The sequence below is a fragment of the Nonomuraea thailandensis genome (assembly GCF_024172165.1).
In the GTDB taxonomy this organism is placed as follows: Bacteria; Actinomycetota; Actinomycetes; order Streptosporangiales; family Streptosporangiaceae; genus Nonomuraea; species Nonomuraea thailandensis.
The window spans coordinates 1,481,447-1,500,099 of record NZ_JAMZEB010000002.1; the positions used below are offsets into that span (position 1 = coordinate 1,481,447).

At 71.4% G+C, this 18,653-nt stretch carries 18 protein-coding genes and 1 pseudogene; 13 read left to right on the plus strand and 6 right to left on the minus strand.

Annotation, left to right across the window (positions count from 1 at the left end):
- Positions 1-71: 71 nt before the first annotated feature.
- The 6 genes from HD597_RS10905 to whiA all read left to right on the plus strand — a co-directional run bounded on the left by HD597_RS10905 (position 72) and on the right by whiA (position 6,098).
- Complete coding sequence (locus HD597_RS10905; protein WP_253741890.1) at positions 72-524, plus strand: Rieske (2Fe-2S) protein; 453 nt, start codon at positions 72-74, stop codon at positions 522-524.
- A gap of 69 nt (positions 525-593) precedes the next feature.
- Positions 594-1,061 carry a Rieske (2Fe-2S) protein gene (locus tag HD597_RS10910; RefSeq protein WP_253741891.1) on the plus strand — a complete coding sequence of 156 codons (468 nt, stop codon included), beginning with the start codon at positions 594-596 and terminating at the stop codon, positions 1,059-1,061.
- 100 nt (positions 1,062-1,161) lie between these two features.
- Positions 1,162-3,066, plus strand: coding sequence for an excinuclease ABC subunit UvrC (gene uvrC, locus HD597_RS10915; RefSeq protein ID WP_276083594.1), 1,905 nt, complete (start codon positions 1,162-1,164; stop codon positions 3,064-3,066).
- 49 nt (positions 3,067-3,115) lie between these two features.
- Positions 3,116-3,982, plus strand: coding sequence for an RNase adapter RapZ (gene rapZ / locus HD597_RS10920; RefSeq protein ID WP_253741893.1), 867 nt, complete (start codon positions 3,116-3,118; stop codon positions 3,980-3,982).
- Positions 3,983-4,131: 149 nt separating this feature from the next.
- Positions 4,132-5,046, plus strand: coding sequence for a gluconeogenesis factor YvcK family protein (locus HD597_RS10925; protein WP_308210959.1), 915 nt, complete (start codon positions 4,132-4,134; stop codon positions 5,044-5,046).
- Positions 5,047-5,117: 71 nt separating this feature from the next.
- Complete coding sequence (gene whiA / locus HD597_RS10930; protein ID WP_138670245.1) at positions 5,118-6,098, plus strand: DNA-binding protein WhiA; 981 nt, start codon at positions 5,118-5,120, stop codon at positions 6,096-6,098.
- Positions 6,099-6,403: 305 nt separating this feature from the next.
- Here the strand turns inward: whiA and HD597_RS10935 are convergent, their stop codons facing one another.
- The gene (locus HD597_RS10935) at positions 6,404-7,054 is read right to left on the minus strand and encodes a hypothetical protein (RefSeq protein WP_253741894.1); all 651 of its coding nucleotides are present in this window, start codon (positions 7,052-7,054) and stop codon (positions 6,404-6,406) included.
- A 184-nt stretch (positions 7,055-7,238) separates the two neighbouring features.
- On the opposite strand from HD597_RS10935, the gene gap reads away from it, so the two are divergent.
- From gap to HD597_RS10960, 5 genes are all read left to right on the plus strand, one after another.
- A complete protein-coding gene (gene gap, locus HD597_RS10940; RefSeq protein WP_253741895.1) occupies positions 7,239-8,243 on the plus strand; it encodes a type I glyceraldehyde-3-phosphate dehydrogenase in 1,005 nt (334 codons plus the stop codon).
- A gap of 26 nt (positions 8,244-8,269) precedes the next feature.
- The gene (locus HD597_RS10945) at positions 8,270-9,457 is read left to right on the plus strand and encodes a phosphoglycerate kinase (protein ID WP_276082885.1); all 1,188 of its coding nucleotides are present in this window, start codon (positions 8,270-8,272) and stop codon (positions 9,455-9,457) included.
- Positions 9,458-10,240 (plus strand): triose-phosphate isomerase, encoded by a 783-nt coding sequence (gene tpiA / locus HD597_RS10950; protein WP_253741897.1) that lies wholly within the window; start codon positions 9,458-9,460, stop codon positions 10,238-10,240. It abuts the gene before it with no gap.
- Between the two features lie 99 nt (positions 10,241-10,339).
- Complete coding sequence (gene secG / locus HD597_RS10955) at positions 10,340-10,570, plus strand: preprotein translocase subunit SecG (RefSeq protein ID WP_080037067.1); 231 nt, start codon at positions 10,340-10,342, stop codon at positions 10,568-10,570.
- Positions 10,571-10,645: 75 nt separating this feature from the next.
- On the plus strand, positions 10,646-10,990 hold the full coding sequence (locus HD597_RS10960) for an RNA polymerase-binding protein RbpA (protein ID WP_148433012.1): 345 nt from the start codon (positions 10,646-10,648) through the stop codon (positions 10,988-10,990).
- 55 nt (positions 10,991-11,045) lie between these two features.
- Here HD597_RS10960 and HD597_RS10965 read toward each other — a convergent pair whose 3' ends face one another.
- Positions 11,046-12,647 (minus strand): amidohydrolase, encoded by a 1,602-nt coding sequence (locus tag HD597_RS10965; RefSeq protein WP_253741898.1) that lies wholly within the window; start codon positions 12,645-12,647, stop codon positions 11,046-11,048.
- Between the two features lie 14 nt (positions 12,648-12,661).
- Positions 12,662-14,038 carry an NAD(P)/FAD-dependent oxidoreductase gene (locus HD597_RS10970; protein ID WP_253741899.1) on the minus strand — a complete coding sequence of 459 codons (1,377 nt, stop codon included), beginning with the start codon at positions 14,036-14,038 and terminating at the stop codon, positions 12,662-12,664.
- 108 nt (positions 14,039-14,146) lie between these two features.
- Here HD597_RS10970 and HD597_RS10975 point away from each other — a divergent pair, with 108 nt between their 5' ends.
- Complete coding sequence (locus HD597_RS10975) at positions 14,147-15,172, plus strand: GNAT family N-acetyltransferase (RefSeq protein WP_253741900.1); 1,026 nt, start codon at positions 14,147-14,149, stop codon at positions 15,170-15,172.
- A 111-nt stretch (positions 15,173-15,283) separates the two neighbouring features.
- On the opposite strand, the pseudogene HD597_RS10980 reads toward HD597_RS10975, so the two are convergent.
- A pseudogene (locus tag HD597_RS10980) lies at positions 15,284-15,853 on the minus strand (Clp protease N-terminal domain-containing protein); the annotation flags it as partial.
- A 73-nt stretch (positions 15,854-15,926) separates the two neighbouring features.
- Here HD597_RS10980 and HD597_RS10985 point away from each other — a divergent pair.
- A complete protein-coding gene (locus tag HD597_RS10985; RefSeq protein ID WP_253741901.1) occupies positions 15,927-16,700 on the plus strand; it encodes a hypothetical protein in 774 nt (257 codons plus the stop codon).
- 25 nt (positions 16,701-16,725) lie between these two features.
- Here HD597_RS10985 and HD597_RS10990 read toward each other — a convergent pair whose 3' ends face one another.
- Both HD597_RS10990 and HD597_RS10995 read right to left on the minus strand, forming a co-directional pair.
- A complete protein-coding gene (locus HD597_RS10990; protein ID WP_253741902.1) occupies positions 16,726-18,006 on the minus strand; it encodes a glycosyltransferase in 1,281 nt (426 codons plus the stop codon).
- The gene (locus tag HD597_RS10995) at positions 18,003-18,542 is read right to left on the minus strand and encodes an RICIN domain-containing protein (RefSeq protein ID WP_253741903.1); all 540 of its coding nucleotides are present in this window, start codon (positions 18,540-18,542) and stop codon (positions 18,003-18,005) included. Before HD597_RS10995 ends, HD597_RS10990 begins: the two co-directional genes overlap by 4 nt.
- Positions 18,543-18,653 lie beyond the last annotated feature (111 nt).

Consider the following 18,653-nt stretch of genomic DNA (forward strand, 5'->3'; position numbering starts at 1 on the left):
CTCGGGCACGCTGAACCGGCGCCAGGGCGCTGGCCGTACCTGAAGTGAGAGCCAATCTGGGAGGACGCACCATGACGGAAACGACGCGCCGGACGGTGATGCTCGGTGCCGGGAGCGCTGGGCTCACGGCGGTTCTGACGGCCTGTGCGAGCTACGGCTCGCCGACCACGGAAGCCGAGGTCGAGCCACCTGCGGATGAGCCGTCGTCCGAGGCGCCGAAGAAGAAGAGCGAGACCAAAGCCAAGGCGCTGGCCAGCACCGGTGACATCCCCGAGGGCGGCGGCAAGGTCTTCAAGAACCAGAAGATCGTGGTGACGCAGCCCACGGCGGGGGAGTTCAAGGCGTTCAGCGCGGTCTGCACCCATCAGGGCTGCACGGTCGACGAGGTCGCCGACACCATCAACTGCCCCTGCCACGGCAGCGCGTTCAGCATCACGGACGGCTCCGTGGCGAACGGCCCCGCGACCGAGCCGCTGGAGGAGAAGCAGATCAAGGTGGACGGCGAGAAGATCAGACTCGCCTGAGCGAGAAGATCAGACTCGCCTGAGAAAGGTCTCATGAATTTCTCACCTTGGTTCGCTTGGGTGAGCTGCATGGCAGATGACCTTCAGAGCCGCAGGGCGGTGTTCGCAAGCGTCGGCGCGGGTGGCCTGGCGCTTGCGATCAGCGCGTGCAGCGGCGGCACCGACACCGCCACGACCGCGGCGACCCCCGCGGAATCGAGCGCCCCGCAGGCAGGCGCGAGCACCTCAGCGTCCAGCGCACCGCAGGCAGGCGGCGCGCTGGCCAAGACCGCCGACATCCCCGTCGGCGGAGGCACGATCTTCAAGGAGCAGAAGGTCGTGGTGACCCAGCCGACGGCCGGTGAGTTCAAGGCGTTCAGCGCGCTCTGCACGCACAAGGGCTGCCCCGTCGGCAGCGTCGAGGGCGACGCGATCGTGTGCCCGTGCCACAACAGCAAGTTCGCCATCACCGACGGCTCCGTCACGGCCGGACCGGCCGAGCAGCCGCTGGCCGCCCAGCAGATCAAGGTGGAGAACGACCAGATCATGCTGGCCTAGCCTCGGGTGCGCCCGCCGTACGTTCGCGAAGAGTACGGCGGGCCACCTTGTCGGTGGGGGCTACTAGGCTGAATGCGTGGCGAGATCAGCGGGTAGCACCTTGAGTTTCCGGCCCAGGCCGGGCTCCATCCCCGAATCCCCCGGGGTCTATCGGTTCAGGGACGCGCACGGCCGGGTGATCTACGTCGGCAAGGCCAAGAGCCTGCGCCAGCGGCTCAACTCCTACTTCGCCGACTTCTCCGCGCTGCACCCGCGCACCCAGACCATGCTGACCACGGCCGCCGACGTCGACTGGACGGTCGTGGGCACCGAGGTGGAGGCACTGCAGCTCGAATACTCCTGGATCAAGGAGTTCGACCCCCGCTTCAACGTCAAGTACCGCGACGACAAGTCCTACCCCTACCTCGCGGTCACCATGGGCGAGGACTTCCCGCGCGTGCAGGTCATGCGCGGCGCCAAGCGCAAGGGCACCCGCTACTTCGGGCCCTACTCCCACGCCTGGGCCATCCGCGAGACCGTCGACCTGCTGCTGCGGGTCTTCCCGGTGCGCACGTGCAGCAGCGGGGTGTTCAAGCGGGCCGGGCAGATCGGCCGGCCCTGCCTGCTCGGCTACATCGACAAGTGCTCGGCGCCCTGCGTCGGCCGGGTCACCCCCGACGAGCACCGCGCGCTGGCCGAGGACTTCTGCGACTTCATGGCGGGCAACACCGGCCGCTTCATCAAGCGGCTGGAGAAGGAGATGCGCGAGGCGGCCGCCGAGCAGGAGTACGAGCGGGCGGCCCGGCTGCGCGACGACGTCCAGGCGCTGCAGCGGGCGCTGGAGAAGCAGGCCGTGGTGCTCGGCGAGGGCACCGACGCCGACGTGATCGCGCTGGCGGAGGATCCGCTCGAAGCCGCCGTCCAGGTCTTCTACGTGCGCGGCGGCCGCATCCGCGGCCAGCGCGGCTGGGTGGTCGACAAGGTCGAGGAGACCTCGCCCGGCGAGCTCGTCGAGCAGTTCCTGCTGCAGATGTACGCCGAGGCCAGCTCCGACTCCATGCCGCGCGAGGTGCTGGTGCCCGCGCTGCCGCCCGACAACGAGGCGGTCGCCGAGCTGCTGAGCGAGCAGCGCCGCGCCCGCGTCGAGGTGCGCGTGCCGCAGCGCGGCGACAAGCGCTCGCTGATGGAGACCGTCGAGCGCAACGCCAAGGAGTCGCTCGCCCAGCACAAGATCCGCCGGGCCGGCGACCTGACCACCCGCAGCAAGGCGCTGCAGGAGATCTCCGACGCGCTCGGCCTCGACCAGGCGCCGCTGCGCATCGAGTGCTACGACGTCTCCCACCTGCAGGGCGAGAATGTCGTGGCGTCCATGGTGGTCTTCGAGGACGGGCTGGCGCGCAAGAGCGAGTACCGCCGCTTCGCCGTCAAGACCAAGGAGGGCGACGTCGCCTCGATCCACGAGGTGATCATGCGCCGGTTCCGCCGCTACCTGGAGGAACGCTCCGCCACGGGTGAGCTGGCCGCCGATGACGACGACGGGCACGGGCCCATCGACCCCGAGACGGGCAGGCCGCGCAAGTTCGCCTACCCGCCCAACCTCGTCGTGGTCGACGGCGCCGGCCCGCAGGCGGCCGCCGCGCAGCGGGCGCTCGACGAGCTCGGCATCGACGACGTCGCGGTGTGCGGGCTGGCCAAGCGGCTGGAGGAGGTGTGGCTGCCCGGCGACGACCAGCCGGTGATCATGCCTCGTTCAAGTGAGGGTCTCTACCTCCTGCAACGGGTGAGAGACGAAGCACATAGGTTCGCCATCACCTACCATCGTTCCAAGAGGTCCAAGACGGTGAAGGAGAGCGCGCTCGACGGCGTGCCCGGCCTCGGGCCGGCGCGCAGGCAGGCGCTGCTCAAGCACTTCGGCTCCGTGAAGAAGCTACGCGAGGCCACTGCCGCCGAAATCTGCGAGGTTCCCGGCATCGGCCCGTCCATCGCCGAGGTCATCGTGTCGACGCTGAAGGGAGAGTCACCTTGATCTCGCCAGGATGCCAGGGTGTCGTCCGCACCGAGCATGAGGTGGGGCGATGAGCACCGAGCCCGCGTTCGTCATCGTCACCGGCATGTCCGGGGCCGGGCGCAGCACCGCGGCCAAGGCTCTGGAAGACCTGGGCTGGTTCGTCATCGACAACCTGCCGCCCGGGCTGCTGTTCGCGATGGCCGAGGAGGCCGGCAAGGTCAAGCTGGCCGCCGACAAGGTCGCGGCCGTGGTCGACGTGCGCAGCCTCGCGTTCACCACCGACCTTAACGCGGCCATCGAGGAGCTCGAAGGGCGCGGCGTCCGCGTCCGCGTGGTGTTCCTGGAGGCCAGCGACGAGGAGCTGGTGCGCAGGTTCGAGAACGTGCGCAGGCCCCACCCTCTGCAGGGCGAGGGGCGGCTGGTCGACGGCATCACCCGCGAGCGGGGGATCCTGCGCGAGGTGCGCGCCAACGCCGACCTGGTCATCGACACCTCCGCGCACAACGTGCACGACCTCCGCAACAAGATCGTCGCCTACTTCGGCGGGGAGGACCGGCCGGGGCTGCGGGTCAACGTCGTGTCGTTCGGGTTCAAGTACGGCCTGCCGGTCGACGCCGATCTCGTGGTCGACTGCCGCTTCCTGCCCAACCCGCACTGGGTGCCCGAGCTGCGGCCGATGAACGGGCTCGACCCCGCGGTCAGCGACTACGTGCTCGGGCAGCCGGGGGCCAAGGAGTTCCTCGACGCCTACGAAGAGGTCCTGCAGGTGGTCGCGGCCGGTTACACGCGCGAGGGCAAGAGCTACGCGACGCTGGCGGTCGGCTGCACGGGCGGCAAGCACCGCAGCGTGGCCATGGCCGAGCAGGTGGCCGCCCGGCTGCGCGACCGCGGGATGGAGGTCCAGGTGAGCCACCGGGATGTGGGGCGGGAGTGACCGATGAAGGCTTCGAAGCTGCTCTGCCGCGTCCGGTAGAGGGCCGTTCGGAAGATGCGCCGGGTCCCGCGGGGCGCGGCGAGCAAGGTCACGCGCCGGAGGGGCGGGCGGACGCGGAGCCCAGGTACGCCGGGTTCGGGCCGTCCGTCGTGGCGCTCGGTGGCGGGCACGGGCTGTACGCGTCCCTGTCGGCATTACGGATGGTGACCGACCGGTTGACCGCCGTGGTCACCGTGGCCGACGACGGCGGTTCCAGCGGGCGCCTGCGCCGGGAGCTCGGCGTGCTGCCGCCCGGCGACCTGCGCATGGCGCTGGCCGCGCTCTGCGGCGACGACGAGTGGGGCAGCACCTGGAGCGAGGTCGTCCAGCACCGCTTCCGCAGCGAGGGCGACCTGCACGGGCACGCCGTCGGCAACCTCCTCATCGTGGCGCTGTGGGAGCTGCTCGGCGACCCCGTGGCGGGGCTCGACTGGGTCGGGCGGCTGCTGGGCGCGCACGGCCGCGTGCTGCCGATGGCCTCGGTGCCGCTCGACATCGTGGCCGAGGTGGAGCTCGACGGCGTCATCTCGACCGTACGCGGGCAGGTGGCGTGCGCCCTGACCCCCGGCCGGGTGCAGGCCATCTCCCTGGTGCCCGTAGACCCGCCGGCGCGCCCCGAGGCGGTCGCGGCGGTGCTGGAGGCCGACTGGGTCGTGTTCGGGCCCGGGTCGTGGTTCACCAGCGTGCTGCCGCATCTGAAGGTCCCCGAGCTGGCCAGGGCGCTGCACGCGACCAGGGCCAGGCGGCTCGTCACGCTCAACCTCGCCCCGCAGCCGGGCGAGACCGACGACTTCTCCCCCCAGCAGCATCTGGAGGTGCTCAGACAGCACGCCCCCGATCTGGCGATCGACGTCGTGCTCGCCGACACCGGAGTGGTGGACGACCCCGACGCGCTGGAGAAGGCCGCCGCCGCGCTCGGCGCCCGGCTCGTCATGGCCGACGTCGCGGCCGCGGACGGCTCGCCGAGGCATGACCCACGACGTCTTGCCTCCGTCCTGGACGAGATTTTCCTCTCGAAGCGTTGATCCTGGTCGGCGTGGCGCGAAGGTGCGAGAGACTCGGAGGAGCCGGTCTGAATGGGGGAGAGGACTAACGCATGGCGATGACAGGTGTGGTGAAAGACGAGCTGAGCCGCCTGCCGGTGCTCAAGCCGTGCTGCCGGAAGGCGGAGGTCTCGACGTTGCTGCGGTTCGCCAGCGGCCTGCATCTCGTGGGCGGGCGCATCGTGATCGAGGCGGAGCTCGACACCAACGCCACCGCACGGCGGCTGATCAAGGACATCGGCGAGGTGTTCGGCCACAAGGCGGAGGTGCTCGTGCTCGCGCCCGCCGGGCTGCGCAAGGGCTCCCGCTACGTGGTGCGCGTCTACCGCGACGGTGAGGCGCTGGCCCGCCAGACGGGCCTGATCGACAACCACGGCCGCCCGGTGCGCGGCCTGCCCCGCCAGGTGGTGGCGGGGGCCGCCTGCGACGCGGAGGCGGCCTGGCGCGGCGCCTTCCTGGCGCACGGCTCGCTGACGGAGCCGGGCAGATCCATGTCGCTGGAGGTCACCTGCCCGGGGCCGGAGGCGGCGCTGGCGCTGGTGGGCTCGGCGCGGCGGCTGAAGATCCACGCCAAGGCGCGCGAGGTGCGCGGCGTGGACCGGGTCGTGGTGCGCGACGGCGACGCCATCAGCGCGCTGCTCACCCGGCTCGGCGCCCACGACAGCGTGCTGGCCTGGGAGGAGCGGCGGATGCGCCGCGAGGTGCGCGCCACGGCGAACCGGCTGGCCAACTTCGACGACGCCAACCTGCGGCGCTCGGCGCGGGCCGCGGTGGCGGCGGGCGCGCGGGTGCAGCGGGCGCTGGAGATCCTGGGTGACGAGGCGCCCGACCACCTGGTGGTGGCGGGGCGGCTGCGGGTGGAGCACAAGCAGGCGTCGCTGGAGGAGCTGGGGCAGATCGCCGACCCGCCGCTGACCAAGGACGCCATCGCCGGCCGCATCCGGCGGCTGCTGGCGATGGCCGACAAGCGGGCGTCCGACCTGGGCATCCCCAACACCGAGGCGAATCTCACCGTGGACATGCTCGCCCCGTAGAGCGGGCCCGGTTCTTCTGTTACGGCAAGCCTGGCAGGGCCCAGCCGCCGCACGTGGCCGGGCTCTGTCCAGGCAGACGCTCCTCCGGCGGAGGTGGCGGGCCGCCGTCACGCGCGCACAGCGGGCCGTGGGCGTGGTGATCCGGCCCACGTGCCGCGCTCGTGGCAGGCCGCCGGACGTCAGCACACCGCCGGGTCGGCCACCGAAGGCCGGTTTCCGGTCAGAACGCGGGCCGCGAGGTCGGCAGCCGTTGGGGTCGCCGGCCGCCCGGTGTCAGCGGCCGGCCGGGTCGCCGGGCCCGGCTGTCAGTCTCTGGCCGGGTCGCGGGGGGTGAAGAGGTCGGTGGCGGGCTTGGGGGCGGGCTGCTGGGCGGGCTCGAAGGGGGCGCGGTACTCCGGCTCCTGGTCCTCTTCCGCCTGTGCCGCGGCCTCCTCGGCGCGCTGGGCGCGGCGGACGCGGGCGACCCTGAGGGTGACCAGGGCGAAGGCGGCCAGGGCGGCCACGGCGATGCACAGCCAGGCCGCCCAGGTCTCCGTCAGCGTGCCCCGGTACAGCGACAGCGCGTCCCCCAGGCCCGCGTTGAGGTTGTCCAGGGTGACGTCCCCCAGTTCGGCCCTCAGGCCGGCACCGGAGCGATCCGGGGCGCGCAGGGCGGCGCCGTCCATGACGGCCTTGCCCGTGATCTGGCCGGCCGCCACCGCGCCGCCCGCGTACAGGGCGGCGAGGGGCGGCAGGACGAGGCTGCGTGGGCGGACGGCGCCGATGGCGAGCGCGACCATGACGGCGATCAGCAGGGACAGCCCGAGCGAGACGGGCAGCCCGCCGCCGAACGTCATGACGGCGCTCGGCAGCCGCTGCTGGAACAGGATGGCCGCCCCCAGGCCGGCCGCGCAGACGAGTGCGGCGAGCAGGCCCGTGAAGAGCCCCCAGAGCAGGCCGGACCGCTTATGTGACATCTCAGCCCCCAGAGAATGCACGAATTTACTCCGACGAGTCGGGCACTTTACTCGAACCTCGCAAAACGTGCCGCCAGAACGGTGATTCGCGCCGCAGGACCTGCAGTGGTCTAAACCAATTTGGGTCCGATAAGGTTCGTGATTGAGGTTTCAGCCCGCCATCTGTTCGAGGAGTTCGGTTCCCGTGAGCATCCGCGTAGGCGTCAACGGCTTCGGCCGCATCGGTCGCAACTTCTGGCGCGCTGTCGCCGCCAGCGGCAAGGACATCGAGATCGTCGCGGTCAACGACCTGACCGACACCGCGACGCTCGCGCACCTGCTGAAGTACGACAGCATCCTGGGCCGCCTGCCGTACGAGGTGAAGGCTTCGAGCGACGAGATCACCGTCGACGGCAAGGCGATCAAGGTCTTCGCGGAGCGCGACCCGGGCAAGCTGCCCTGGGGCGAGCTCGGCGTGGACGTCGTGCTGGAGTCCACCGGCCTGTTCACCGACGCCACCAAGGCCAAGGTGCACGCCGACAATGGCGCCAAGAAGGTCATCATCTCCGCCCCGGCGAAGAACGAGGACGTCACGGTCGTCATGGGCGTCAACGAGGGCACCTACGACGCGGCTCAGCACACCATCGTCTCCAACGCGTCCTGCACCACCAACTGCCTGGCGCCGCTGGCCAAGGTCCTTCACGACACCTTCACCATCGAGAAGGGTCTGATGACCACGATCCACGCCTACACGCAGGACCAGAACCTTCAGGACGGCCCGCACAAGGACCTGCGCCGCGCCCGCGCCGCCGCGCTCAACGTGGTGCCCACCTCCACCGGCGCCGCCAAGGCCATCGGCCTGGTCCTGCCCGAGCTCAAGGGCAAGCTCGACGGCTTCGCCATGCGCGTGCCGATCCCCACCGGCTCGGCCACCGACCTCACCGTCGAGGTCGGCCGCGACGTCACCGTCGAAGAGGTCAACGCCGCGTTCAAGGCGGCCGCCGAGGGCCCGCTCAAGGGCATCCTGACCTACACCGAGGACGAGATCGTCTCCTCCGACATCGTGACCGACCCCGCGTCCTGCATCTTCGACGCCGGGCTCACCAAGGTCATCGGCAACCAGGTCAAGGTCGTCGGCTGGTACGACAACGAGTGGGGCTACTCCAACCGTCTCGCCGACCTGATCGAGCTCGTGGGCCGCGGCCTCTGAGCGCACGGCTGAACGGGAGCATGAGCATGCGCACGCTCGACGATCTCGACGTGAAGGGGCGGCGCGTGCTCGTGCGCGCCGACCTCAACGTCCCCCTCGACGGGGAGACGATCACCGACGACGGCCGCATCCGCGCGTCGGTGCCGACCATCAGGACCCTGGTGGAGCGCGGCGCCCAGGTCGTCGTCTGCGCCCACCTGGGCAGGCCCAAGGGCAAGGCCGAGCCGAAGTACTCCCTCAGGCCCGTGGCGGCGCGCCTGGGCGAGTTGCTCGGCCAGGACGTCGCCTTCGCCACCGACGTGGTCGGCGACAGCGCCAGGAGCACGGTCGAGGCCCTCCAGGACGGCCAGGTGGCCCTGCTGGAGAACCTCCGCTACGAGCCGGGCGAGGAGTCCAAGGACGACGCCGTGCGGGGCGAGTTCGCCGCGAAGCTGGCCGGGCTGGCCGAGCTGTACGTCGGCGACGGCTTCGGCGCGGTGCACCGCAAGCACGCCAGCGTCTACGACGTGCCCAGGCTGCTGCCGCACGCGGCGGGCGGGCTCGTCGTGGCCGAGGTCGAGGTGCTGCGGAAGCTGACCGAGGACACCGAGCGGCCCTACGTGGTCGTGCTGGGCGGCGCCAAGGTCTCCGACAAGCTCGGCGTCATCGCCAACCTGCTGACCAAGGTCGACCGGCTGCTGATCGGCGGCGGCATGGCCTACACCTTCCTCAAGGCCCAGGGCCACGAGGTCGGCCACTCCCTGCTCCAGGAGGACCAGCTCGACCAGGTGCGCGGCTTCCTCAGCGAGGCCGAGGAGCGCGGGGTCGAGCTCGTGCTGCCGGTCGACGTGCTGGCGGCGGTCGCCTTCGCCGCCGACGCCGAGCACGACGTGGTGAAGGCCACAGACATCCCGGCCGACCGGGAGGGCCTGGACATCGGGCCGAAGACGCGCGAGCTGTTCGCCTCGAAGCTGGCCGACGCCAGGACGGTGTTCTGGAACGGGCCGATGGGCGTGTTCGAGTTCGACGCGTTCTCCGGCGGCACCAGGGCGGTGGCCCAGGCGCTCATCGACTCCGGCGCCTTCACCGTGGTGGGCGGCGGCGACTCCGCGGCGGCCGTGCGCAAGCTGGGCCTGCCGGAGGACGGTTTCTCGCACATCTCCACCGGTGGCGGGGCCAGTCTCGAATACCTTGAGGGCAAGACCCTTCCCGGACTCGCGGCTCTGGAGGACTAGTTGGCTCAGCGCAAGCCGCTCATCGCCGGCAACTGGAAGATGAACCTCAACCACTTCGAGGCCATCAAGCTGGTCCAGAAGCTGGCCTTCGCGCTCAACGACAAGGACTTCGACAAGGTCGAGGTCGCCGTCCTGCCGCCGTTCACCGACCTGCGCAGCGTCCAGACCCTGGTCGACGGCGACAAGCTCAGGATCGTCTACGGCGCCCAGGACCTGTCGCAGTACGACGCCGGCGCCTACACCGGTGAGGTGTCGGGCGCCATGCTGGCCAAGCTCGGCTGCACGTACGTGACCATCGGGCACTCCGAGCGCCGCCAGTACCACGGCGAGGACGAGGACCTCGTCAACGCCAAGGTGCAGGCCGCCTACCGGCACTCGGTGACCCCCATCCTGTGCGTGGGGGAGCCGCTGTCGGTGCGTCAAGAAGGCGGCCACATCGCGTACTGTCTCGCTCAACTCGACGGTGCGCTGCGCAAAATCACCGCCGAGCAGGCAAAATCGATAGTGGTGGCCTACGAGCCGGTGTGGGCGATCGGCACCGGCGAGGTGGCCACCCCGGAGGACGCCCAGGAGGCGTGCGGAGCGTTGCGGGTGAGACTCGCTGAGCTCTACGACGCCGAAGTGGCCTCTGGGATCCGTATCCTTTACGGTGGCTCGGTCAAGTCAGGCAATATCAAGGGGATCATGGCTCAGGCGGATGTCGACGGCGCCCTCGTGGGCGGTGCCAGCATCGACGCCGACGAGTTCGCGAAGATCTGCCGATTCTCCGATATGCCCGGCTAACTGAGCCGTTCCGGGGGTGCGACTTGACATCAGGTCGTACCCTCAAGAGGCAAGTCTGAATCGTCACGCGTAACAGAGCATTGAAGGAACAGGCATACCGTGGAAATCGGAATCTCCATCGCCCTCATCCTGGCGAGCCTTCTCATGATCCTGCTCGTCCTGCTCCACAAGGGCAAGGGTGGTGGCCTGTCTGACATGTTCGGCGGCGGTTTCTCGTCGAACTTCGGTGGTTCCTCGGTGGTGGAGCGCAACCTCGACCGGCTGACCGTGATCACGGGCACGATCTGGTTCGTCTGCATCATCGCTCTCGGCCTGCTCATGAGGCCCTGAGCACCTAGTCAAAACGCGTGACAGTGATTCTCCCCCCGTGTCTGTACGCGGGGCGATCGAGCGAGGAGTTCATCCGTGGGTAGTGGCAACGCGATCCGTGGCAGCCGAGTCGGCGCCGGCCCGATGGGGGAGGCCGAGCGCGGCGAGGCGGCTCCGAGAGTGCGGGTCTCGTTCTGGTGCGCCAACATGCACGAGACGCGCCCCAGTTTCGCCAGCGACGCGGCGGTCCCCGAGACGTGGGACTGTCCCCGTTGCGGCCTCCCTGCCGGACAGGACGAAGCGGCGCCGCCTGCCCCGCCGAAGAACGAGCCGTACAAGACGCACCTGGCCTACGTGAAGGAGCGCAGGAGCGACAAGGACGGCAAGGCGATCCTCGAGGAGGCACTGGAGCGCCTGCGCAACAACAAGTCCCCCTGGTAGACAGGCGTAGACGAAAGGGGCCCCGGGAGTGACTCCCGGGGCCCCTTCGCCGTTCTCAGGGGCGTTCGTGGACCGGCTCGCCGTTCACGAACGTCATCCGGACCCGCGTGGTCCAGATGTCGCCCGGCGGGAGCTCGAACGGGTCGCGGTCGAGCACCACCAGGTCGGCCGGGCGGCCCGGCTCGATGGCGCCGGCGGGCGAGCGGTTGATCCAGGCCGACCCCGCCGTGTACGCGGTCATCGCCGTGGCCAGGTCGATGCGCTGGCCGGGCAGGAACGGCGTCTGCGCGGTCGGGTAACCGGCGTGCACCGAGCTGCCCGGCTCGGTGCGGTTGACGGCCACGTGCATGCCCTGCAGCGGGTCGGCGTTCGAGACCGGCCAGTCGCTGCCCGCGCAGAACCGGGTGCCGTGCGCCAGCAGGTCCGCGAACGGGTACTGCCACGACGAGCGCGGCTCGCCCAGGTACGGCAGCGTCAGCTCGTCCATCTGGGCGTGGTGGGTGGCCCACAGCGGCTGCAGGTTGGCCGTGACGCCGAGCGCGGCGAAGCGCGGCACGTCGGACGGCTCGATGATCTGCAGGTGGGCGATGTGGTGCCGGTTGGCCGGGTCCGCGTGCTCCAGGCTGTTGAGCGCCTCGCGCACCGCGCGCTCGCCGATGGCGTGGAAGTGCACCTGGAAGCCGTGCCGGTCCAGCTCGGCGACGTACTCCCGCAGCTTGCCCGGGTCCACGTACGACAGGCCCGTGCCCCCGCACAGGCAGTACGGCTCCAGCGTCGCCGCCGTGAAGTTCTCCGTGATGCCGTCCTGCATGATCTTGACCGAGGTGGCGCTGAACCGGTCGAGCCCCTCGGCGGAGGCCCGGCGCGCCACCAGGTCCTCGATCTGCTCGGCGCCCCGCGTGCGGTCCCACCACAGCGCGCCCACCACGCGGGCCCGCAGCTTCCCGGAGCGGGCCGCCGCCAGGTAGGTGGGGAGCTGGTCGTCGGAGCCCGCGTACGAGCCCACGATGGCGTCCTGCCAGCCCGTGATGCCCAGCGAGAACAGGTGCCGCTCCGCGTCCGCCAGCGCGTCCAGGAGGTCCTGGGCGGTCGGGCGGGGGGTGAGCAGGCCGACGAGGTCCATGGCGCCCTCGTGCAGGACGCCGGTGGGCTCGCCGGCGGCGTCGCGCTCGATGCGGCCGTCGGCCGGGTCGGGGGTGTCGCGGGTGATGCCGGCCCTGGCGAGGGCGGCGGTGTTGACCCAGGCGGCGTGGTGGTCGCGCTGGATCAGGTAGACGGGACGGTCGAGGAAGTCGAGTTGCTCGCGATGGGGAAGGCCGCCGGGGAATGCCGACATGTCCCAGCCGCCGCCATCAATCCACTCTTTATCAAGATTTTTCGCGGCGTAGTCGGCGATCTTTTCAATGTAGGCGTCAAGGCCGAATACCTCTGACAAATCGCACTTCGCCCGTTCGAGCCCGGCCTGAACCGGATGCATGTGCGCGTCGATGAAACCCGGCGTCAGCAGACCGCCGTTCAGGTCAACCGTCTCGTGCGGCCGCCGCGCCAGGTCGCTCTCCGCGCCCACGGCGGCGATCACGCCGTCGCGCACCAGCACGGCCTGTGCCGCCACGCCCCGCGGGGTGAAGACGCGGCCGCCTCGGAAGAGGATGTCCATGGGGGGTGTCCCTTCTAGTGTCCCGTGATGAGGTCGGCGAAGCGGGCCAGCACCGAGGTGCGCGGCATCGTCCGCTCCCGGTGGTCGGCCACCCGGTACAGGCGGTACATCGTGTGCACGCCCAGCCACCGCAGCGGCTCCGGCTCCCAGGAGCGCACCCGGCGGCCCACCCACGGCAGCGACGTCAGCTCCGTCTCCTCGCCCAGTATCAGGTCACGCAGCGTGCGACCGGCCAGATTGGTGGTGGTCACGCCGTGCCCGGTGTAGCCGCCCGCCCAGCCGAGGCCGGTCGCCGGGTCCACGTGCACGGTCGAGCACCAGTCGCGCGGCACGCCGAGCACGCCGGACCAGGCGTGCGCGATCGAGGAGGAACGGGCGGCGGGGAAGAAGTCGGTCAGCAGCCGCCACAGCGCCTCGACCGTCCACTCGTGGGTGTGGCCGCGGGCGTCCACGCGCGAGCCGTACAGGTAGGGGCGGCCACGCCCGCCGAAGGCGATGCGGTCGTCCGCGGTGCGCTGGGCGTACATGTAGTAGTGGGCCAGGTCGCCGAGCAGCTCGGCGCCCTGCCAGCCGACCTCGTCCCAGAACGACGCGGGCAGCGGCTCGGTGACGATCATGGAGCTGTTCATCGGGAGCCACTGCCGGCGCAGGTGGGGCAGGCGGGCCGTGAAGCCCTCGGTCGCGCGGATCACGTGGCCCGCCGACACCGTGCCGTACGGGGTGACGGCCCGGTGCGGGGCGATCTCGGTCACCGGGGTGCGCTCGTAGATGGGCACGCCGAGGTCGCGTACGGCCCTGGCCAGCCCCTGGGCCAGCTTGGCCGGCTGGATGCGCGCGCAGTGGGGGCTCCAGGAGGCCTCCAGGGCTCCGGCGACGCGTACGTGGTCCGCCGGGTCGACCAGGCGCAGATCGGCCTCCTCGATGCCCCACGGGCGGGCGGAGGCCACGCTCTCGCGCAGCCGGGCGGCCTGGGCCGGGGTGCGGGCCACGTTCAGCACGCCGCCCTTGACCAGGTCGCAGTCGATGGACTCGGTCTCGCAGACCGCGATCACCTCGTCGATCGTGGCGTACATCTCGCGCTGCAGCCGCCGGGCCCCCGAGCCGTAGCGCTCGTGCGAGCCCGCCAGGTCGCCGGTCAGCCAGCCGCCGTTGCGCCCCGACGCGCCGAACCCGGCGAACTCCTGCTCCAGCAGCACCACGTTCAGGGACGGGCGGGCGCGCTTGAGGTAGTACGCGGTCCACAGGCCGGTGTAGCCGGCGCCGACGATGGCCACGTCGGCCTGGAGATCGCCGTCGAGCCGGGGGCCGGGGGCGGGCAGGCCGGCGGACCGGTACCAGAAGGAGACGTCGCCGTTCACGTACTCGGACGACAAAGGAACACGCACGCTCATGGCGACATATCCTCCTATATCGGGATAAGTCGGCGCATCTTGCGACGAAATACGCAATGAAACACGTCGTTAGCGGCCGTGTAACAGCCGCCCTGCATGCTCAGATGCATGGGATTCTTGCGCATCCGCACCACGGTGGACGAGCGACCCGGCCGGCTGGCCTCCCTCGCGGCGGCCCTGGCCCACAGGGGCGGCAACATCCTCGGCCTGAGCGTACAGTCCGACACCGACGGAACCGTTGACGAGTTCGTCGCCGACATCCCCGCCCACCCCGACACCGTGCGCGAGGCGCTCGAAGCGGCGGGGGGCCGCGACGTCAAGGTGGTGCCCGCCACCGCCCACGAGCTGACCGACGAGCCCACCCGGGCGCTGCTGCTGGCCTCCAGGCTGCGCACGATGCCGTGGCGGCTGCCCGAGCTGCTCGCCGAGCTGCTGCGCGCGGACGACGCGCGCTGGGTCTATGGTGAGGCCGTGAGTGATCTCCCCGACCCGACGCAGCTCGTCGTGCCGGTCGCGCCGCGCCGCTCGGTCCGGCTGCGCCGCGCCGAGCTGCCGTTCACCCTTACCGAGGCGGCCAGGGCGGCCTCCTTCGCCCGGCTCGCCCAGCCCGCGACCGAGCAGAGCGGCACCGCCGAGCGGGCGATCAAGCTGGCCGACGGCGCCGAGGTCACCGTCCGCCCGCTCACCTCGATCTACCGCGAGGCCGTACGCGACCTGCACGACAGGTGCTCGCCGGAGTCGCGCAGGTTCCGCTACTTCACCTCGATGCCCGCGCTGCCGCCGCGCATGTTCGACAAGCTCTGCGACAGGAACAGGGGATACTCGCTGGTCGCCGGGCACGACGGGCAGGTCGTGGGCATGGCCAGCCTCATGTTCACCAACGACCCCGGCACCGCCGAGATGGCCTTCCTGGTCGAGGACCGCTGGCAGGGGCGCGGCCTGGGCACGGAGATGGCCAGGATGCTCGTGCGGGCGGCCCGCGACCTCGGGTACGCCGAGGTCAGAGCCACCATGCTGGCCGACAACGCGCGCATGCGCCGGCTGCTGCTCGCGTTGGGCGCCACGCTCGGCTACACCGAGGACCCCGGCGTGATCGAGGCGCGGCTGCCGGTCGGCGCGATGGTCTCAGCCTAGGGCCCGGCCCTCGCCCCCGCCCGTGTCGTCGCCCGTGTCGTCGCCAGTGTCGTCGCCAGTGTCGTGGCCCGCGCCGGCCCGGCCGCCGGGCGGCTGCTCCCGCTTGATGCCCAGGTGGCGCTCGATGCGGTCGAGGCTGTCCTGGATCTGGGTGAGCCGCTCGCTCAGCATGGAGCCGCCCGCGAAGAACATCTCGGCCGGGCGCTCCCTGGAGCCGCGGCCCACGCGGTCGAGCACGCGCTGGCGTACGTCGGGCAGGTCGGTCCCCGCGTCCACCAGCGCCTGGGCGGCCAGGCCCTCGCCCTCCCTGATCAGCCCCAGCAGGATGTGCTCGGTGCCGATGTAGTTGTGCCGCAGCTGCAACGCCTCGCGCAGCGACAGCTCCAGCACCTTCTTGGCGCGCGGCGTGAACGGGATGTGCCCGGCCGACGCCTTGGCGGCGGACTGGCGCGTGCCGCCGGGCGCGGGCGCGTCGCGGCCCACCTCGCGCTCGACGAAGGCCCGTACGTGGTCGAGCTCCACGCCGCAGCTGTCGAGCACCAGCGCGGCGAGCCCCTCACCCTCGTGGATGAGGCCGAGCAATATGTGCTCCGTGCCGATGTAGTTGTGGCTCATCATCCGCGCCTCCTCCTGGGCGAGGACGACGACCCTGCGCGCACGGTCGGTGAAGCGTTCGAACACCGGAGGCCTCCGTTCGGCTGGCGCTGCCTCCACTATGCGCTAGGAAATCGCGCATGTGGGGTATTTGTCCTGTGTGGATCTTGACGAGGTGGCGGACCGGCTCTACGCGCTGCCGCCGTCCGAGTTCACCGCCGCACGCACGGCGCAGGCCCGTGCGGCCAAGGACGCGGGCGACGCACGGCTCTCGCGCGAGATCGCGCGGCTGCGCAAGCCGACGGTGTCCGCCTGGGCGGTGAACCGGCTCGCCCGCGAGCATCCGGGGGAGCTGGCCGAGCTCCTCGACGTGGGGGAGCGGCTGCGGGCGGCCTGGCAGGAGCAGGACGCCGACGCGCTGGCGGAGCTGACCCGGCGAAGGGGCGAGGTCGCCGCCAGGGCGGGCCGGCTCGCCAGGCAGGAGGGCGAGCTGTCGGCGGCGGCCGGCACCGAGGTGGACCAGACGCTGGACGCCGCGCTGGTGGACGCCGCAGCGGCCGCGGAGGTGCGCCAGGGGCGCCTGGTCAAGCCGCTGCAGTACAGCGGGTTCGCGCCCGCGCCCATCCCGCGCGAGCCGGTCTCCCGGCGCAAGCGGAGCACGCAGGAGAAGGCCGGGGACGAGGCGGCGCGGGCGCGCGCCCAGGAGGAGGCCGAGGCCAGGAAGGCCCGCGAGCGCCAGGAGGCCGAGGCGGCGCACCGGGAGTGGCTGCAGGAGCTGCGGACCGCCCGCCAGGAGCACGACGAGCGGGCGGAGAAGGTCGCGCGGCTGGAGAAGAAGCTGGCCAAGGCCCGCAAGAGGCTGGAGGAGGCCCGCCAGCGGCTGGAGGTGACCCAGCGGGAGGAGCGGCACGCCCGGCAGCGCCTGGAACGCTAACAGGCGGGCGCGGCACGCCCGCCTGTTAGACGATGGAACCGAAGCGGTGGTGGCGGGCCATGCGGCGGGCCATCCGGCGGTGCGCCTTGCGGCGGCGGCGCGTCCATGAGCGCCGCCCGGTCCTCCTGCTCCCGGCGATCCAGCGGGACAGGGCGAGCGGGCCGTACGCGGCGAGCACCGCGCCCACCTCGGCCGCCCGTCCCGCGGACGCCGGCACGGCCAGCACGGCGGCGGTGGTGAGGACGTACACGATGGAGAAGCGCGCCGCGGAGCGCACGCGCACGGCGGCGCGCCTGAGCCGGGTGACCGTCCACCGGCGCGGGACCGCGCCGCTCACCAGGAAGGTCAGGGCGACCGCGCCGAGGTTCGTGGCGGCGGGGGACCAGAACTGGCGCAGGCTGAGGTAGACCAGCGCGTACAGCGCGCAGGAGACCGCGTTGACCACGGCGAACGACAGGAACGTGGCCTCCCGGGCCCGGGCGACCACCGCGTCGGGGTGCGTGGGCGTCGGCTCCGGCCGCGCCACCTCCACCCTGGCCCGCCCCCTGGAGATCGCCCAGGCGACCCTGGCCAGCCCTTTCAGGTCGTCGATGGCGGTTTTGACGACGCGCACCCGCGAGTCGGTGTCCTCGATCCAGTCGACCGGGACCTCGTGCACGCGCAGCCCGTTGTGCTCGGCCAGCAGGAGCAGCTCGGTGTCGAAGAACCACGAGTCGTCGGCGACCTTGCCCAGCAGCGGCCGCACCACGTCCGTCCTGGCCGCCTTGAACCCGCACTGCGCGTCGCTGAACCGGACCCCGAACCCGTGCCTGAGCAGGGCGTTGTAGCTACGCGAGACCACCTCGCGGCGCAGCGAGCGGCGCGTGCGCGCGCCTGGCGCCAGGCGGGTGCCGATGGCGATCTCGGAATGGCCGCTGGCCACCGAGGCCACCAGCGGGAACAGGGCGTCGAGGTCGGTGGACAGGTCCACGTCCATGTAGGCGACGATGTCGGCCGGGCTGTCCTGCCAGGCGGCCCGCAGCGCCGCGCCCCGGCCGCGGATGTCCAGCCGGCGGGCGTGCACCCGCTCCAGCTCACCGGCCAGCGCGGCGGCGACCCGCCAGGTGCCGTCGGTGCTGCCGTTGTCGACGATCGTGATGCGCCACGGCAGCGGGAAGGCGTCGAGGTAGGCGGCCAGCGTCCGGACGCAGCCCGGCAGCGCGCGCTCCTCGTTGAGCACGGGGATGACGATGTCCACGCTGGCCGGGGCGGCCGCAGGCGCTGGAGTGCGCGCCTGCGGCCGCCGGCGGGCCGGCGCGTTGCTCACATGCCGAACCACGGCTCGGACACGAGGAGGAAGCGCTGGTTCGCGCCGCGGTGGCACTGGAACTGGACGATCGGCGCGCCGTCGTTCAGGCTGCCTTCGCGCACGTCCAGGCACTTGCCGGCGAAGGTGCGGATCTCCACCCGGCCACGGCTGGCGGGCGCGAACCGGAAGCGCTGGTTGGCGCCGAGGTGGCAGCGGAACTGGACGATCGGCGCGCCGTCGTCGGCGCTGCCGTGCCGGACGTCGAGGCACTTGCCGTTGAAGGTCTGGATGGTCACCGAGCCGTCGGCCAGGCGGCGGATGTTGAAGCGCTGGTGGACCTCCTCGTCGCAGCCGAACTGGATGATCGGGGCGCCGTCCTCGGCGCTGATGCCGGCGACGTCGAAACACTTGTCGGCGTGGGTCTGGATCTCCACGACGCTGCCGCCGTGCGACGGGCCGGTGTCCGCCACGGCGGACGGGGCGGAGAGCGTGGTGAGGGCGATCGCCGTGACGGCGCAGCTCGCGGCGGCGCGAGCGGTGGTGGACAACCTCATGATGGGTTCCTTTTTTGTCATGAATAGCCGGTTGACGCCCGGCGACGTGAACATCGCGAATATCGCGGAGTCATGCTAACTGCGCTGAGGTGAATTCTCCGGATGCACACG

Bases quoted from the DNA above. Each gene is read 5' to 3' on its own strand.
- HD597_RS10905 (WP_253741890.1), top strand. From the start codon at position 72: ATGACGGAAACGACGCGCCGGACGGTGATGCTCGGTGCCGGGAGCGCT.
- HD597_RS10910 (WP_253741891.1), top strand. From the start codon at position 594: ATGGCAGATGACCTTCAGAGCCGCAGGGCGGTGTTCGCAAGCGTCGGC.
- rapZ (WP_253741893.1), top strand. From the start codon at position 3,116: ATGAGCACCGAGCCCGCGTTCGTCATCGTCACCGGCATGTCCGGGGCC.
- whiA (WP_138670245.1), top strand. From the start codon at position 5,118: ATGGCGATGACAGGTGTGGTGAAAGACGAGCTGAGCCGCCTGCCGGTG.
- HD597_RS10935 (WP_253741894.1), bottom strand. From the start codon at position 7,054: ATGTCACATAAGCGGTCCGGCCTGCTCTGGGGGCTCTTCACGGGCCTG.
- HD597_RS10945 (WP_276082885.1), top strand. From the start codon at position 8,270: ATGCGCACGCTCGACGATCTCGACGTGAAGGGGCGGCGCGTGCTCGTG.
- HD597_RS10965 (WP_253741898.1), bottom strand. From the start codon at position 12,647: ATGGACATCCTCTTCCGAGGCGGCCGCGTCTTCACCCCGCGGGGCGTG.
- HD597_RS10970 (WP_253741899.1), bottom strand. From the start codon at position 14,038: ATGAGCGTGCGTGTTCCTTTGTCGTCCGAGTACGTGAACGGCGACGTC.
- HD597_RS10975 (WP_253741900.1), top strand. From the start codon at position 14,147: ATGGGATTCTTGCGCATCCGCACCACGGTGGACGAGCGACCCGGCCGG.
- HD597_RS10995 (WP_253741903.1), bottom strand. From the start codon at position 18,542: ATGAGGTTGTCCACCACCGCTCGCGCCGCCGCGAGCTGCGCCGTCACG.